The sequence below is a fragment of the Acidobacteriaceae bacterium genome (assembly GCA_035944135.1).
Lineage (GTDB): Bacteria > Acidobacteriota > Terriglobia > Terriglobales > Acidobacteriaceae > Granulicella.
Window position 1 is genome coordinate 76,290 of sequence record DASZBM010000002.1, and the last position, 15,634, is coordinate 91,923.

The following is a 15,634-nucleotide window of genomic DNA, read 5'->3' on the forward strand; positions in this document are numbered from 1 at the left end:
ACCGCCTCCAGGACTAGATTTCGACGTAGGTTTTCTGAAGTTTCTATGCCGACTCAGCTTTTGTTCACGCGTCTTTTGAACCACTTCTTTGCCCGCCAGGTGGACGGGCTGCTCGCTGTTTTTCACGTCACTCCGGCCTATGCGAACGCTCCGATTACGAATGCAGTAGCGATGGAGCTGCTGGTGTTTCTGATCCTGCTGGTTTACTTCGTGCTCGTGCGGGCTTCGCTGAGCGTGGAGAAGCCGAACGGACTGCAGCATCTCGCGGAGTTGCTGAATGAGGGAGTCGAGGAGCAGAGCGAGGCCATCATCGGTCACGGGTATGAGCGCTTTACGAGCTATCTGACGGCGCTCTTCCTGTTCATCCTGCTGTGCAATCTGGTGGGTTTGATTCCGGGACTGGAGTCGCCCACGGCGAATCCCTCCGTGCCGCTCGGTTTTGCGGTCGTGACTTTTCTGTACTACCACTACCACGGTATCCGCGTGAACAAGGGCGCGTACATCAAGCAGTTCCTTGGACCCGTGTGGTGGCTGTACTGGCTGCTGTTCCCGATCGAGATCATCTCGCACTTCGCGCGTATCCTCTCGCTCACGGTTCGTCTTTACGCGAACATGTTCGCCGGCGACCTGCTGACGATCGCGTTCTTCTCGCTGGTGCCCATTGGTGTTCCGCTGGTGTTCCTCGGACTGCACCTTGGCGTTGCGATTGTGCAGGCGTATGTGTTCGCGGTGCTTGGAGCGATCTACCTTGGGCTGGCTGTCGCGCACGAGCATTAGAAATTAGCGGCGAAGTCTGCCGCGCAAAGATCCCGCGAGGGGGTGCTCCCTCTTCGCGGTGGGTACTTCCGCCGTTCAGCGTGAGGGGGCCAGTCAGGTGAGCCTCAACCACCCACTGATGGCGAGATAACGGGAGCATGGAGTACGAATGCGTAAGCTGCAATATCTCTTTATGTCACTGGCCGCGATGCTGATTGCCTCGCCGGCCTTCGCGCAGGCGACGGGGCAGTACAGCCCGGCGTCGCAGTGGGTTCCACTGGCGGCGGGCCTGGGAATGGCCTTGGCGGCCGGACTCTGCGGTCTCGGACAGGGACGCGCAACGGCCTCGTCGGCCGAGGCGCTGGCCCGCAACCCCGGCGCACGCCCTGGAATCTTTCTCTTCCTGATTCTCGGCCTCGCGTTCATCGAGTCGCTGGCGCTGTTCACCTTCGTCATCATCTTCTTGAAGGTTCACGCCTAAGCTTTACGCAAGCCAGTAAGAAGGCCTCCGCGATGCGGAGGCCTTTCTGTTTGGCCCGATTTCGCTGTGGAGTTACTCGCCGGTTGCAGGCGTCTGGACGGCTTCTGGATTGGGCGCCGGTGTGACGGGGAGCGTGACCGGAGTCGAGCGTTGAGTGAGATGCAGCACCCGGCCAGGAGCGATCCCGAGGAACAACGTTGCGAGCGCAGTGGCCGCAAGCGCGATGCCCGCAGGAATCGCGACCTTGCGCGTGGGGAGCGTGGATTCAGTCGCAGTTACCGGCCGCGTGTACAGGGCCGCGAGCAGACGCAGGTAGTAGAAGCACGCGATGCCGGAGTTGAGAAGTCCGATGACCGCGAGCCACACATGGCCCGTGTACATGGCTGCTGTAAACGAATAGAACTTGCCAAAGAATCCGCCGGTAAAAGGAATCCCAATCAGGGAGATGAGGAAGAAGCTGAGCAGGGCGGCGAGGCCTGGCCGGTGCAACGCGAGTCCAGTGTAGTCGTCGATCGTGCGCGACTCTTCGCTGTAGCCTGAAGCGGCTGTAAGGACGAGGAACGCGCCTACATTCATCGCGGCGTAGGCAGCGGTATAGAAGAGCGCGGCGGAGATGGCGTTTTCGCGTGTGGAGCTGAAAGCGACGAGCAGATACCCGGCATGCGCGATGGAGGAGTAAGCGAGCAGGCGCTTGACGTCACGCTGTACGAGCGCGCCGAGATTGCCGATGCACATGCTGGCGACAGCAAGGATCTCGATAAGCGCAATCCAGTGCGGCCGAAGAGCGGGCATGCCGTTGAAGAGGAAGCGCAAAAGCACAGCGAAGGCAGCAGCCTTTGGGGCGGTAGACATCATGCCGACGACAGGAGCGGGAGCGCCCTGGTAGACGTCAGGAGTCCAGACGTGAAACGGAGCGAGGGACACCTTGAAGCCGAGGCCGATCAGCACCATTGCGATCGCAAGGATCGCGAGGTGGGGTGTGGTGGTGGTTGCGATGCCGTTGTGGATCGCGGCGATTGAGGTGGAACCGGTCGCGCCGAAGCAGAGCGCGATGCCGTAGAGGAAGAATGCCGTCGCGAAGCTGCCAAGCAGGAAGTACTTCAGCGAAGACTCCGATGCAGTGGCCTGGCCTTTGCGGAAGCCGGCCATGATGTAGGTGGAGATCGAGGAGATCTCGAGCCCGATGAAGACCATTAGCAGTTCGACCGAGCAGGTCATGAACATCATGCCGCTCGCGCCGAAGAGCATCAGCGCATAGAACTCACCGGCGTGGGAATTGGGCGTGCCATCGAAGTAGTCGAGTGTGGCGAGCAGCGTGACGAGAACGATTGCGGCGATGAGCAGGTGGAAGAAGACCGAGAAGTCGTCGATCTGCACGGTGCCGTAGAACGCGCTGATCGTGCGCCACTGGAACTGGCCGAAGAGGCTGTGCTGGTAGACGGTCGCAGCGCCGGCGCCGAGTGTGCCGAGGATTGCGAGCCAACCGAGCGGTTTGCGCGAGCGGCCGGGAGCGATCGTTGGTTCGGCGAGCATGATGATCACGCCCGCCACGACAAGGATGACTTCGGGAAGAACGGACAGGAGCGATGTGGGCATTAGTAGTGGGCTCCTTTATTGATGGCCGGAGCCTGTTTGCCGAGCGCGGCCGCGCCGAGGTTGGGATCGACAAAGCCGGTGGGCTGTGCCTCTGGTCTGTCCACGGCAGACGTGCCCGGAAGCGGCTGAGTCTGGCGAGAGGCAATTGAAGTTGTGTAGGTCTGGATCCCCTTCGTCCAGTAAGGCGAGAACACGCCCATGACGAGGAAGAGCAGGGCCAGCGGCCAGAGCTCTACGTGCTCGCGGGCGCTAATGTCCCAGCCAGGAACTTCCTCAGGCCGGAGTCCCAGCGAGCCGTAAAAGACGCGCTGAATCATCCAGAGCATGTATGCGGCTGAGAAGATCACGCCCGTGGTGCCGACGACGGTCCAGAGTACATGGTGGGCGACGAAGGTCTGCATCGCGCCGGAGAGGATCAGGAACTCGCCGACGAAGCCGGAGAGCATCGGGAGGCCGACGGCCGCGAGTCCGGTGATGACGAAGAAGGTCACCATCCACGGATGACGCGCCGCGAGGCCGCCGTAGTCGCGCATGTCGTAGGTGCCGTAACGCTCATAAAGCAGGCCCAGAAGAATGAAGAGCGCAGCGCCAATGAGTGACTCGTTGAGAATCTGGTACGTGCCGCCGTCGAGACCGGAGATGGTGAAGGTGAAGATGCCGAGCACAATGAAGCTGTTAGCGCTGAGCGTGGCGAACGAGGCGAGCTTCTTCAGGTCAGTCTGGACCAGAGCAATGAGTGCGCCGTAGACGATGCCGATGGCGCCGAGGGCGATGAGCAGAGGAGCGAGCTGCCGGGATTGATCCGGGAAGATGCTGAAGCTGAAGCGAAGGATGGAATAAAGCCCGAGTTTGCCCGCAATCACCATGACGGCGGCCGTGGGGGCCTCCTGCACGGCGTCAGATAACCAGCCGTGCAGCGGGAAGATCGGCACCTTCACGCCGAAGGCGAAAAGGAACGCAAGTGAGCAGAGCAGGAGAGCGGACCCGTTTGTCGAGATCGCGTGCTGCTGAGCGAGCGTCTGCAAGGTTGGCAGATCGAACGTGCCGGTCTGCGCGTACAGCCAGATCATTCCGACGAGCAGCAGTGCAGACGGAATGAAGGTGTAGAGGAAGAACTTGATGGCAGCGCGGCGGCGGTTCTCGGTACGGCCGAAAGTTGCGATGAGCAGCGCCATGGGAACGAGCGAGAGTTCCCAGAAACCGTAATAGAGGAACAGGTCGAGCGAGACGAAGATGCCGATCATCGCGACCTGCTGGAGCAGGAACAGAGTGAAGAAGAGGCGCGAGCGCGAGCGGATCGCGTTCCACGAGCAAAGCACGCCCAGCGGAGCCAGTACGCCGGCGAGCACAACTAGCCACATCGACAGGCCGTCGACGCCAAGGTGATAGCGGATTGCAGGAGATGCGATCCAATCGGCGTTTTGCTCAAACTGGAAGCGGCCGAAACTCGCGTAATCGAAGTGCGCCGGCAGGTGCAGCGCGAACGCCAGCGTAAGAAGCGTGACGACAAGCGCGACGATGTGGTGTAGCTTCGAGCCTTCCTCGCGGTCCGGAATTAGCGCGACGATGATCGCGCCGACTAATGGCGTGAGGATAAGCAGCGTAAGAATGGAATGGTCGAGATTCATCGAGTCAGTGTGATGGCGTGCGTAGGTTGGGTGGCGACGACGAAGAGAACGATAGCGATGACGACGGCGGCTCCGAACGCCAGCCATCCTGCGTAGGAGCGAATGTTTCCGGACTGCATGCGGCGGGCAAGCCAGCCGAGCCCGCGGGTGCCGCCGGCCAGCGTTGCAGCACTTCCTTGCACGACGATTCCATCAACCAGACCGCCGAGAACGATGCGCGAGAGCATGAGCAGCGGCGAGACGATCAGACGGCCGTAGATCTCATCCACCCAGTACTTGTGATCGAGCAGAGAGTAGAGGCCATGGAAGCGTGCGGCGAGTGCTGCAGCGGTGCCCGGCTTCCGGTAGTAGAAGATGTAGGCGACGAAGAAGCCGATAGCGACGACGAGCAGTGAGATGGCAGCGAGCGAAAGCTCGAGCGCGTGCGAAGTTGCGGGCGCGGGGAGCACAGTGGCCGCACCCGTGGCGAAGACGGGCTCCAGGAAGTGCTCGAACTCGTTATGGCCGCCGAGTGCGGCAGGGACGCCGACCCAGCCGCCGATGATGGAGAGGATGGCGAGGATAGCGAGCGGGACCCACATGACGGCAGGCGACTCATGGACACCGTGCGGATGTGCGGCCTGAGCTTTGTCGTGCTCGGGCCCCTCGGGTTCGGCGAGCATGACGGCGTGGGTGTCGCGGTGGAGGTGGACGGGAGCGAGGTCCTCGTCGTGATCCGCATGTGCGCCGTGGCCGTGAGCGAGTGCGGCTTCGTCGAAACGCGGCTCACCGAAAAACGTCTTGAACCAGAGGCGGAACATGTAGAACGAGGTGATGCCGGCGGTAATGAGGCCGACGGCCCAGAGCGTGTAGCCGAGCGCGCCCCCGCGGATGAAGGTCTGGTAGAGGATCTCGTCCTTGGAGTAGAAGCCGGCGAAGGGAAAGACGCCGCAGATGGCGAAAACCGCAGCGGTCATGGTCCAGAAGGTGATAGGGATGCGCTTGCGCAAGCCGCCCATGTTGCGCATATCCTGCTCGCCGCTTAGCGCATGAATGACCGAGCCGGCCGCAAGGAAGAGCAGCGCCTTGAAGAAGGCGTGCGTCATCAGGTGGAAGATGCCGGCGGAGTACGCTGCTACGCCGCAGCCAAGGAACATGTAGCCGAGCTGCGAGACGGTGGAGTAGGCGAGCACACGCTTGATGTCGTGCTGCACGGTGCCGATAGTGGCAGCGAAAAACGCTGTAGCGCAGCCAATGATGGCGACGACTGCGAGCGTGAAGGGCGAGCGATCGAACAGCACATGGCAGCGCGCGACCATGTAAACGCCGGCCGTGACCATGGTCGCCGCATGGATCAGAGCGGAAACCGGTGTGGGGCCTTCCATCGCATCGGGCAACCAGATGTACAGCGGGATCTGGGCGGATTTCCCGGCTGCTCCGACAAAGAGCAAAAGGCAGATGGCGGTGAGGAAGCCCCCCGTGAGACCGGGAGCGGAGTTGACCTGGCCAAAGACGTTGGCGAAATCGAGGGAGCCGAAGTGCGCGATGAGCAGAAACATTGCAAGCAGGAAGCCGAAGTCGCCGATGCGGTTGACGATGAAGGCTTTCTTGCCGGCGTTTGCAGCGGAGTCGCGCTTGAAGTAGAAGCCGATGAGCAGGTAGGACGCTAGGCCGACGCCCTCCCACCCAACGAAGAGCAAAAGGAAGCTGGATGCGAGCACGAGCACCAGCATGAAGAACATAAAGAGGTTGAGGTACGCGAAGAAGCGCCAGTAGCCTTCTTCCTCAGCCATGTAGCCCACCGAATAGACGTGAATCAGGAACCCTACGCCAGTGACGACGCCGAGCATGATCAGCGTGAGGTGGTCGATCGCAAAGGCGAAATTGACCTGGAAACCGCTGATGGCGATCCACGGCGCGCCCGTCAACGTAAAGTGATCCGGCGCCCCAGCCGATTTCATGTACAGCCACAGCTTCAAAACGATGAGTGCAGGCACCAGCGTGAAGAGCAGTGCCACGGTCGAGACAAGCGCCCGCGGAAACCTGCGGCCGAGCGTTCCGTTGATAAGGAAGCCGGCGAAGGGAAGAGTCGGTATGAGCCAGAGCAGGGTATCGTTCATGCGTTTTGTGCGGGCTCGTTAATCCTTCATAAGGTTGACCTGATCGACGTTCAAGGTCTGACGGGCGCGGAAGAGCGCGATGATAATCGCCAGACCGACAGCGGCCTCTGCCGCTGCAACGACCATGACGAAAAAGACGAAGATCTGGCCCTCAATGCGGTGCCACATGTGCGCAAACGCAACGAAGGTCAGGTTGACGGCGTTGAGCATCAGCTCGATCGACATGAAAATCGTGATCACATTGCGCCTGATCAGAAAGGAACAGACGCCAATCGAGAAGAGCACGGCCCCGAGGATGAGGTAGTACGAGGTGGGGACCATTTAGCGGTCCTCCTTACGGCGAAGGCGTTTGGAGATCAAAACCACGGCCAAACCCGCAACGACGCCGGCAGCAAACGACAGCCAGGACTCGCGAGATCCGGTGAAGAACAGAGCCATGGCGAGAGATGAGCACATGCGGCTACTGCTCCTTCCTGGCGAGGACGACTGCGCCGAGAATCGCGACAAGGATCAGGATCGAAGTGACTTCGAACGGCAGCAACTGTGAGGTGAAGAGGGTGTGCGAGAGAACCTCGATGTTGTTCACGGCGCCGGTGAGGTAGCCACCGATGGGAACGGCGCCGAGGTGATCGCGCTCCGAGAGAAAGACGAACGTCAGCAGGCAGAAGATCGCTGCCGCACCGGGAAAGCCCGCGATCGTTGCAGCGCGCGAGAATTTCGACGCGGGGCTGGTATCTTCTTCGCCGGCATTCAGCAGCATGATGACGAAAACGAACAGCACCATGATGGCGCCGGAGTAGACGATCACCTGCGCAGCCGCCAGGAACTCCGCGCCCAGCGACCAGTAGAGCACCGCGAGCGACATCATCACGACGATGAGCGAGAGCGCTGAGTTAATCGGGTGGCGCTGCAGCAGAAGGTTGAGCGCTCCTGCGACCGCGAGCAGACCGAAGATGATGAACAGGGCAAGTTCCATCGTTGCTGTCTTTAAGCTCTTTCTTACGTACGCGTGTACTTTCGATTGTAAAACGCGCAGCCTGAACAGATGCGGGCCGATTCGATGGCGCGCAAGCTGTTTTTAGCTAGCGATACGCGAGTGCCAGGGCCGTCGCCAGGATGTTCAGGATGGCGACGGGCATAAGAAACTTCCAGCCGAAGTTCATGAGCTGGTCATAACGGAAGCGCGGAAGCGTTCCACGCACCCAGATATAGAGCAGGAGAAACGCGAGAATCTTTACGACAAACCAGAAGATGGACAGAAGCGTGCCGATCACCGGCCCGTTCAAAATGTTGTCGAAGATATGGCCGAAGGGCGATGTGGCGCCGCCGAAGAAGAGCAGGGTAGCGACGCACGCGACGGTAATCATGTTCGCGTACTCGGCCATGAAAAACATCGCAAACTTCATCGACGAATATTCAGTGTGATAACCAGCGACGAGCTCACTCTCGGCTTCGGGCAGGTCAAAGGGGGTACGGTTCGTCTCCGCATACGCCGCCATTATGTAGATGAAGAACGCGACGAACTGGAAGCCGCCAAAGAAGTTCCACGACAGCAGCCCATGCGGCGACTGTACGTCCACAATGTGGCGCAATGAGAGCGAGCCCGACCGCAGGACCACGCCCACCAGCGAAAGCCCAAGCGCTAGCTCATAGCTGACCAGTTGGGCAGAGGCGCGCAGGGAACCGAAGAGCGAGTATTTATTGTTCGAGCTCCAGCCTGAGAGCGCCACCCCATAGACCCCGATCGAGGTTATGCCCAGGATGACCAGCAGACCGATGTTGACGTCCGAGATCTGGCCGAGATCGACGGTGACACCGTGGAAGGTGAACGGCGTCACCTTTGCATACGGCACCATTGAGATCGAGACGAGCGCGCACGAAAGCGCGATGAGCGGCGCCAGGATGAAGAGCGGGCGCTCAACCGCAAGCGGCATCATATCTTCCTTCAGGAAGAGCTTGATCCCGTCAGCTAACGGCTGCAGCATTCCAAACGGCCCGACCCGCGAAGGTCCCCACCGGTTCTGTAGGCGGCCCAGGACCTTGCGCTCCAGCAGCACGGTGTAGGCAACCGCGGTGAGCGTGATGCCCAGCACGACGACGATCTTGATAATGCTGATCAGCAAAAAGATTTCAAAGTTATGCATGTCAGTCTAGTCGGCTTCCGCGAAGTGGTCGGCGACTTCGCGCTGCTGGTGCTTCTGGATGTCGAGGAGCATGGGCGAGTACTTCGTGAGCGAGCCCGAGGTAAAGAGCGTGTCGGACGACGGCAGGACCAGATCTTTACGGGAGGTCGCGTTCGAAATCTGGATCAGGCCGGAGCCTGCCGGCGTGAGATGCTGATCATTTCCGCTGAACAATTGCAGGCGCAGCAGCTTGTCGTAACCGGGAACGAGGCGCTGAATCTCGTCCAGGATCGCGAACGGATCAAATGGCGAAAGCTTGGGCTCGAGATTCTGCGCGGTGAGCCACACGGCATGGCGGTCGGCTTCGCCAGATTGCGCGCCGCGAGATTGGCCGATGTCTGCCCGGATCCCGCGCTTGCCAAACGGAACGAGTGTCTTGACGGGATGGCCCATCTTGTCCGCGAGCCGGACGATGAGCTCGAAATCTGGTCGTGTGCCAGCTTTATCAGCGGCTTTGTTGACGAGCTGGATATCACCGTAGCTATTGGTGACCGTGCCGGACTTCTCGTACAGCATTGCCGCGGGCAGCACGACATCTGCGATTGCCGCGGTTTCGGTCAGGAAAAGATCCTGCACGATGAGAAACGTATTCCGGAGCGCCTCCGGCGTAACTCCGTATCGCGCCACCGGGTTCGATCCGACGACGTACAGCGCCGCCAGGTTGCCGGCGTTTGCTGCGTCGAACATCGCAAGCATATCCAGGCCAGGAGTCGAGGGAGAGTTGTACTCAGCGCCAAGTGCCGAACCTGAAAGCGGCTGATAACCCGGGAGCACGTCGGGTAGTAAACCCATATCCGATGCTCCGTGCGAGTTTGCGTAATCAGCCATGCAGGCAAATTTTGCATTTGGCAGGGTGTTGACCAGCCGCGCAAGCTCGCCATCGCGCAGCTCATTGCCCACGAGCACGACAAGCTTCTCCTCACCAAGCACCGCTGTGCGCAAGTTGGAGAGTTCATCTGCCTGCGCGATCACCGAAGCCGCGCTTGCAGCGCTATCGTCTCCGGCCAGATAGCTGACGAAGCTGCCATAAGCAAACGGCGCGACCTGGATGAACGCGTGCGCTTGCCGCCGCAGCTTGATCTCTTCTGTATTCGCGACGTATACGTGCGCTTTGTTCAGCCGAACGTTCGTGCGAATGTTCCATGCCGTAAGCGGCGCCTGGTTCGTCGGGTCGCCTCCAACCAGCAGAATCGCCGGTGCGTTCGCCACGTCGCGCTGGGAAGCAAAGCGGCCCGTCGTGCCCTGCAGAGCAGCCGCGAGGGTGACGAAATCGGCCGTGCGGTGATGGTCGATGTTGTTTGTCCCCAGCACTGTGCGCGCGAATTTCTGGAGCAGATAATTCTCTTCGTTCGTCGTGCGGTTCGAGCCGATGACGCCAAGCGACTGCGGCCCGCGCGTGTCCCGCAGCTCACGCAGCTTGTTGCCCGCGAAGGTAAGCGCGTCTTCCCATGACACAGGCGTCAGTTTTCCATCCTTGCGAACCAGCGGCTGCGTCAGGCGCTCAGTGTTGTTCGCAAAGTCAAATGCATAGCGGCCTTTGTTGCATAGAAAGTCGCCGTTCATGCCGCTCTTGTCGCGGTTATCGCCGCGGATGATTTCCGCGCCTTCGCTTACCGCGCGTACGCCAAGCGTGGTCTTGCAGCCATCGCCGCAGTGTGTGCAGATAGTCGCGACGTGGTTCATCTCCCAGGGCCGCGTCTTGTAGCGGTAGGTGCCGGAGGTCAGCGCGCCCACCGGGCAAGCGTCGATGCACATCCCGCATTGTTCGCAATCCACGCGTGCGAGATGGTCCGGCGAAAGATCGGCCGGAACGTTCGGCGCGATCACCGATGAGCTGCCGCGGTTCTGAATGCCCAACGCGAAGACGTCCATGCCCTCGCCGCACATGCGCACGCAGCGGTAGCACAGAATGCAGCGCGGCCGATCGAAGAACACGACCGGCGACCACTGCTGCTCGTCGCGGTGGTTCTTGGGCTCCGTGTAGAAGCTGTCTGCCGCCCCATACTTGAATGTCATGTCCTGCAGTTCGCACTCACCACCTGCATCGCACACGGGGCAGTCGAGCGGATGATTGCCCAGCAGAAGCTGCAGCGTCGCCTTGCGCGCCTGCGCGATCTCCGGCGACTCCGTCGCAACAACCATGCCTTCAGTCACAGGCGTAGTGCAGGCGGTTTGCAGCTTCGGCATCTTCTCAATGCGCACCACACACATGCGGCAGGCAGCCTGCAGTGAGAGCCCGGGGTAATAACAGAAGGCCGGCACCTCAATCCCCGCGGACTTGCACGCGTCAATAAGCAGCGTGCCCGCGGGTGCGGTGAGCTTCTGGCCGTCTACTGTGAACGATACGTCTGGCATGAGTTTCCTCTAATGGATAGCCTCTGTGTGCTTGGTGGCATGAGGCTGCGACTGAACCTGAGCAAGCGCTGCTTCGACGACAGGGACGATGTTTCTGGGATCGCCGCTTTCCGCGTTCGCCCCGCAGATCACCTGCTGTTTATGGTCGGTGACCACGACGATTGTAGGAGTCCAGCCAACGTTCAACCGGCGTCCCAAATCGACGTCCGCGTTAACCTGCTTTGCCAGTGAACCATCGGGGTCAACTAGGAAGGGCATCTGCTTCCCGTGGCGTTGCAACCACATCCGAGTAAACTGCAGCACGTCCTCCTTGCTCGAGATGGACATCTGTGCAGCGAAGAGATCGGTGCGGAACTGGTTCGCGAGCTGGGGATTGATCCGATCCTCAATGTAGCGGGCGCACACGGCCCCTTCGAATGTCCAGACATGGCTCGGGATTGGGAGGTCGTAACGCTCAATGGGAACGTGGGTCTCTGCTGCGGCTTTCAATTCGATCGGATGAGCTGCGGCGCAGTGCGGACATCCAAGGTCTTCAAACACGACGATGGCGACCTTGCTGTTTCCTGGCGGTTTGAGCAGCGAGAGATTCTTCAGGACGCCCGTCGGAGCCTGCGAGGTGAATTGTGCGCGAGCAGCAACGGGCAGACATAAAGCGGCTGCGAGACTTGCATATCGCATCATTTGAGACCAACGCATCGTCATCCTCCTCTCTGTGCTTTGCGGTTTCACGCGATCAATGAGCTCCAGCAAGTTCGGGTTCGCCGACCGGCTGAATCTGAATGAGCAGCGGCTCCGTGCGCTTGCCCTCGAGATACTCCTCAAACTCCGAGCGGAACTTCTTCACAAACCCGAGCGTAGGCATCGCTGCCGCATCGCCGAGCGGGCAGAAGGTGCGGCCCATCATGTTCTCGGCCAGATACTGAATGTTGTCGATGTCCTTCTTGTTGCCGCCGCCGGCATGGAAGCGCACCAGCGTCTTCTTCAGCCAGTCCGTGCCTTCGCGGCAGGGAATGCACCAACCGCAACTCTCATGCTGATAGAACTTGATGACCCGCATCGCGAACTCAACGATGGACACCGTCTCGTCGAGAACAACGATGCCACCGGATCCGAGCATCGTTCCAGCCTTCGCCATCTGGTCGAAGTCCAGCCCGACATCAATCTCATCGGCCTTGAGCACCGGGCAGGATGATCCGCCGGGGACAACCGCCTTCAACTGCTTACCGTCCTTGATGCCACCCGCGACCTCGTAGATCGCCTTGCGCAGCGAGTAGCCCATCGGCAGCTCGTACACGCCGGGCTTGTTCACATGCCCGCTGATGCCAAACAGCCGCGTTCCGCCGTTGCGCTCCGTGCCGAGCTTCGCGTACGCCTCGCCGCCCATCAGCAGAATGTGCGGCACGCTCGCAATCGTCTCCGCGTTGTTGATGACGGTAGGCCCGCCGTATAAACCCACAACAGCAGGGAAGGGCGGCTTGATGCGCGGAACGCCACGCTTGCCCTCGAGCGACTCCATCAGCGCAGACTCTTCTCCGACCTCATACGCGCCCGCGCCGGTCTGCGTCACGATGTCGAAGTCCACGCCATCCTTGCCGAAGATGTTCTTGCCCAGGAAGCCCTTCGCATACGCGTCCGCGACGGCCTTCTCCATAATCTTCAGCAGGTAGCGATACTCGCCGCGCAGATAGATGAACCCCATCTTCGCGCCAATCGCGAGTCCGGCAATCATCGTACCCTCGATGATCGCGTGCGGGTCGTCGATAAAGATGACGTGGTCCTTGCACGTGCCCGGCTCGGACTCATCACCATTTACAAGCACGTACTTCGGCTTCTCGCTCTGCTTGGGCACAAAGCTCCACTTCAGACCGGTCGGAAAACCTGCGCCGCCGCGCCCGCGGAGGCCACTGGCTTTCATCTCGTTGATGATCCACTCCGGGCCTTTTTCGAGAGCAAGCTGCGTCGCTTTATAGCCGTCGAGCTCAAGGTACTTATCGATATCGGACGCGCCCTGGCCGAAGCGCCGCTTGAGCACGATCACCTCGTCGGGATGGCTGACGGAATTCGGCATTACTTCACGTCCTTTCCGCGGCCGGCAGCGTAGTCGTCCAGCACCTGATCCATCTTCTCGGGCGTCAGGAATTCGTGGAAGTCGTAGTTCACCTGCGCGGCCGGAGCCCAGCAGCACGCGCCGATGCACTCGACTTCTTCAAGCGAGAACAACCCATCCGGCGTCACGCCCTTGTGACCTACGCCAAGCCGGTGCTTGCAGTGGTCCAGCAACTCATAGCCACCGCGCAGCATGCACGAGATGTTGGTACAAATCTGCACGTTGTATTTACCCGCGGGCTTGGTGCGCAGCATCGAGTAGTAGCTCAGCACGTTGCGCACATCGAGCTCGAGGATGTCGAGCCGCTGTGCAAGCTCGGCGACAACCTCGTCCGAGACGTAGCCGACCTCATCCTGCGCGTAGAGCAGCATGGGCACGAGCGCCGAGCGCTTGACTGGATAGAGCGTCACCAGCTTGTCAAAGCGTGCGGCGAGCTCGGGAGAAAAAATCGTGTTGGCGATGGCGGCCATAAGAATCAGAGATCAGAAAACAGAAATCAAAAATTAGGGATCAGGATCTCGCGGGCGAACTGTTCAGCGGCGATGTCCATCTCCTGTTGCGGTTGATTGCCTACCGTTGCTGTGCCGTCCTCGTTCAAGTGAAACGCGAGCGGCGAATGGTTGCTGGCGGTTACCTCGTTCGGCGTGAAGCGAATCCAGCGGCTGCCCACGCGGAGGGTGATTTCGTCTGCACTTACTTCAACAACTGCGTGCTGCGTACTGTTCAGTCCGTGAGCGGCTGCGTAGCTGCGAAGCAGTGACGCCCAGGAGGTCCAAAGTTCGGTGTGGAGTGATTGCTCCACGTTATGCGATCATCGCCGCGCTCCGAATCGAGGGGCGACTGAGAAAAACAACAGCGATGATGAGGAGTAGCAATCGAATTGAATTCTCTATGTTGGAGACCGAAACCAACAACACGCCTGGGGATACATGGCTGCTGCTGAGCAATGCACCCAACAATCCCGGAGCGGAATGACCGTGGATTACGGGCGAGATGAAAACGTATCGAAAGAGATCCATCAGACTTGGCCAGAGAACAATTGCAGCGCCAAGCCAGAGGAAACCTGTGTTATGGGTGCGTAGGTACTTACGAATGAGAAGGACGGTAAGTGCCACGTACAGCACGAGCACGACAGCGACCAAAAAATAAATAGTCATCACTCCTCCTTTCGACCGCAATTCATCGACCTATCGATCGATCGCCCCCAGCACAATATCGAGTGACCCGATCACTGCAACCACATCCGCGATGAGTCGACCCTTGCACATCACTTCCAAAGCCTGCAGGTTCGCGAAGTCCGCGTTGCGCATGTGCACGCGGTAAGGCTTCGCCGTGCCGTCTGAGACCACGTAGTAGTTCATCATGCCGTGCGGCGCTTCGACCGAGCTTGTCGCCTCGCCCGCCGGAACCTGGAAGCCTTCGGTGACGATCTTGAAGTGATGGATCAGCGACTCCATCTGGGTCTTCATCTGCTCGCGATCCGGCAGGATGATCTTCGGCGCGTCAGCAACGTAGCGGCCTTCGGGCATGCCGTCCAGCGCCTGCAGGCAGATCTTCGTCGACTCCCGCATCTCTTCCATGCGCACGATGTACCGCGCCCAAACGTCGCCGTCATTCGAGACCGGGACCTTGAACTGAAACTTCTCGTAGCTGGAGTACGGCATGTCGCGGCGCAGATCGAAATCAACGCCAGACGCGCGCAGCGGGGGTCCACTCACGCCCAGCGCAATCGCGTCCTCCTGCGAGATGTAGCCGACGCCCTTCAGGCGGCCGAGCCAGATCGGATTGCCATTCAGCAAACCTTCGTACTCCGCGATCTTGTCCGGAAAGGTTTTGAGGAACTTGCGAATCTGATCGAACAGTCCCAGCGGCGGTTCCATCGACACACCGCCGATGCGGATGTAACTCGTCATCATGCGCTGGCCGCTGACGGCCTCGAAAAAGCGCATGAGCCATTCGCGCTCGCGGAAGCAGTATAGGAAGACCGTGAGCGCACCGATGTCCATCGCGTGCGTGCCCAGCCACACCAGGTGCGAGTTGATGCGCATCAACTCGTTGAACAGCACGCGCAGCCACTGCGCACGCGGCGGAATCTCGAGCTCAAGCAGCTTCTCGACCGCCAGCGCATACGCGGTGTTGTTCGTCATCGGCGCGAGATAGTCGATGCGGTCGGTGAGGGGCGTGACCTGCGCGTAAAACTTTGCCTCGCAGGTCTTCTCAATCCCCGTATGCAGATAACCGATGTCCGGCGCCATCGAGATGACGGTCTCGCCGTCGACCTCAATCACCAGGCGCAGCACGCCGTGCGTCGACGGATGCTGCGGCCCCATGTTGAGGATCATCGTCTGGTCGGAGACCGGGTCCGAGCCACGCGGATGATGGTGCGTCACCGACTCCTCGACGACGTCCTCAACGCCGGGGATGATCAT

At 60.2% G+C, this 15,634-nt stretch carries 16 protein-coding genes; 2 read left to right on the top strand and 14 right to left on the bottom strand.

Features of this window, described 5'->3' with window-relative positions; genetic code table 11:
- Window positions 1-45 precede the first annotated feature (45 nt).
- Together atpB and VGU25_02985 are read left to right on the top strand one after the other, a co-directional pair.
- Window positions 46-777, top strand: coding sequence for a F0F1 ATP synthase subunit A (gene atpB / locus VGU25_02980; protein ID HEV2576154.1), 732 nt, complete (start codon window positions 46-48; stop codon window positions 775-777).
- A 148-nt stretch (window positions 778-925) separates the two neighbouring features.
- Window positions 926-1,237 (top strand): ATP synthase F0 subunit C, encoded by a 312-nt coding sequence (locus VGU25_02985; GenBank protein ID HEV2576155.1) that lies wholly within the window; start codon window positions 926-928, stop codon window positions 1,235-1,237.
- Window positions 1,238-1,309: 72 nt separating this feature from the next.
- On the opposite strand, the gene VGU25_02990 is transcribed toward VGU25_02985, so the two are convergent.
- From VGU25_02990 to nuoD, 14 genes are all read right to left on the bottom strand, one after another.
- Entirely contained in the window at window positions 1,310-2,833 is a 1,524-nt protein-coding gene (locus VGU25_02990; GenBank protein ID HEV2576156.1) for an NADH-quinone oxidoreductase subunit N, read from the bottom strand.
- Window positions 2,833-4,461, bottom strand: coding sequence for an NADH-quinone oxidoreductase subunit M (locus VGU25_02995; protein HEV2576157.1), 1,629 nt, complete (start codon window positions 4,459-4,461; stop codon window positions 2,833-2,835). Before VGU25_02995 ends, VGU25_02990 begins: the two co-directional genes overlap by 1 nt.
- Window positions 4,458-6,560 carry an NADH-quinone oxidoreductase subunit L gene (gene nuoL / locus VGU25_03000; GenBank protein ID HEV2576158.1) on the bottom strand — a complete coding sequence of 701 codons (2,103 nt, stop codon included), beginning with the start codon at window positions 6,558-6,560 and terminating at the stop codon, window positions 4,458-4,460. Before nuoL ends, VGU25_02995 begins: the two co-directional genes overlap by 4 nt.
- Before the next feature lie 18 nt (window positions 6,561-6,578).
- Window positions 6,579-6,881 carry an NADH-quinone oxidoreductase subunit NuoK gene (gene nuoK / locus VGU25_03005; GenBank protein ID HEV2576159.1) on the bottom strand — a complete coding sequence of 101 codons (303 nt, stop codon included), beginning with the start codon at window positions 6,879-6,881 and terminating at the stop codon, window positions 6,579-6,581.
- Entirely contained in the window at window positions 6,882-7,016 is a 135-nt protein-coding gene (locus VGU25_03010; protein HEV2576160.1) for a hypothetical protein, read from the bottom strand.
- A 4-nt stretch (window positions 7,017-7,020) separates the two neighbouring features.
- Window positions 7,021-7,536: an NADH-quinone oxidoreductase subunit J gene (locus VGU25_03015; GenBank protein HEV2576161.1), complete on the bottom strand. Its 516-nt coding sequence runs from the start codon at window positions 7,534-7,536 to the stop codon at window positions 7,021-7,023.
- Window positions 7,537-7,642: 106 nt separating this feature from the next.
- Window positions 7,643-8,704 carry an NADH-quinone oxidoreductase subunit NuoH gene (nuoH, locus tag VGU25_03020; GenBank protein HEV2576162.1) on the bottom strand — a complete coding sequence of 354 codons (1,062 nt, stop codon included), beginning with the start codon at window positions 8,702-8,704 and terminating at the stop codon, window positions 7,643-7,645.
- A gap of 6 nt (window positions 8,705-8,710) precedes the next feature.
- Window positions 8,711-11,098 carry a molybdopterin-dependent oxidoreductase gene (locus VGU25_03025; protein HEV2576163.1) on the bottom strand — a complete coding sequence of 796 codons (2,388 nt, stop codon included), beginning with the start codon at window positions 11,096-11,098 and terminating at the stop codon, window positions 8,711-8,713.
- 9 nt (window positions 11,099-11,107) lie between these two features.
- Window positions 11,108-11,848 carry a thioredoxin domain-containing protein gene (locus VGU25_03030; protein ID HEV2576164.1) on the bottom strand — a complete coding sequence of 247 codons (741 nt, stop codon included), beginning with the start codon at window positions 11,846-11,848 and terminating at the stop codon, window positions 11,108-11,110.
- Window positions 11,832-13,166, bottom strand: a complete 1,335-nt coding sequence (gene nuoF, locus VGU25_03035) for an NADH-quinone oxidoreductase subunit NuoF (GenBank protein HEV2576165.1) — start codon at window positions 13,164-13,166, stop codon at window positions 11,832-11,834. Before nuoF ends, VGU25_03030 begins: the two co-directional genes overlap by 17 nt.
- Window positions 13,166-13,675, bottom strand: coding sequence for an NAD(P)H-dependent oxidoreductase subunit E (locus tag VGU25_03040; GenBank protein ID HEV2576166.1), 510 nt, complete (start codon window positions 13,673-13,675; stop codon window positions 13,166-13,168). The genes nuoF and VGU25_03040 overlap by 1 nt, the downstream gene beginning before the upstream one ends.
- Window positions 13,676-13,701: 26 nt before the next feature.
- A complete protein-coding gene (locus tag VGU25_03045) occupies window positions 13,702-14,007 on the bottom strand; it encodes a transcriptional regulator (protein ID HEV2576167.1) in 306 nt (101 codons plus the stop codon).
- 1 nt (window position 14,008) lies between these two features.
- Complete coding sequence (locus tag VGU25_03050) at window positions 14,009-14,362, bottom strand: hypothetical protein (protein HEV2576168.1); 354 nt, start codon at window positions 14,360-14,362, stop codon at window positions 14,009-14,011.
- A 30-nt stretch (window positions 14,363-14,392) separates the two neighbouring features.
- Window positions 14,393-15,634, bottom strand: coding sequence for an NADH dehydrogenase (quinone) subunit D (gene nuoD, locus VGU25_03055; protein HEV2576169.1), 1,242 nt, complete (start codon window positions 15,632-15,634; stop codon window positions 14,393-14,395).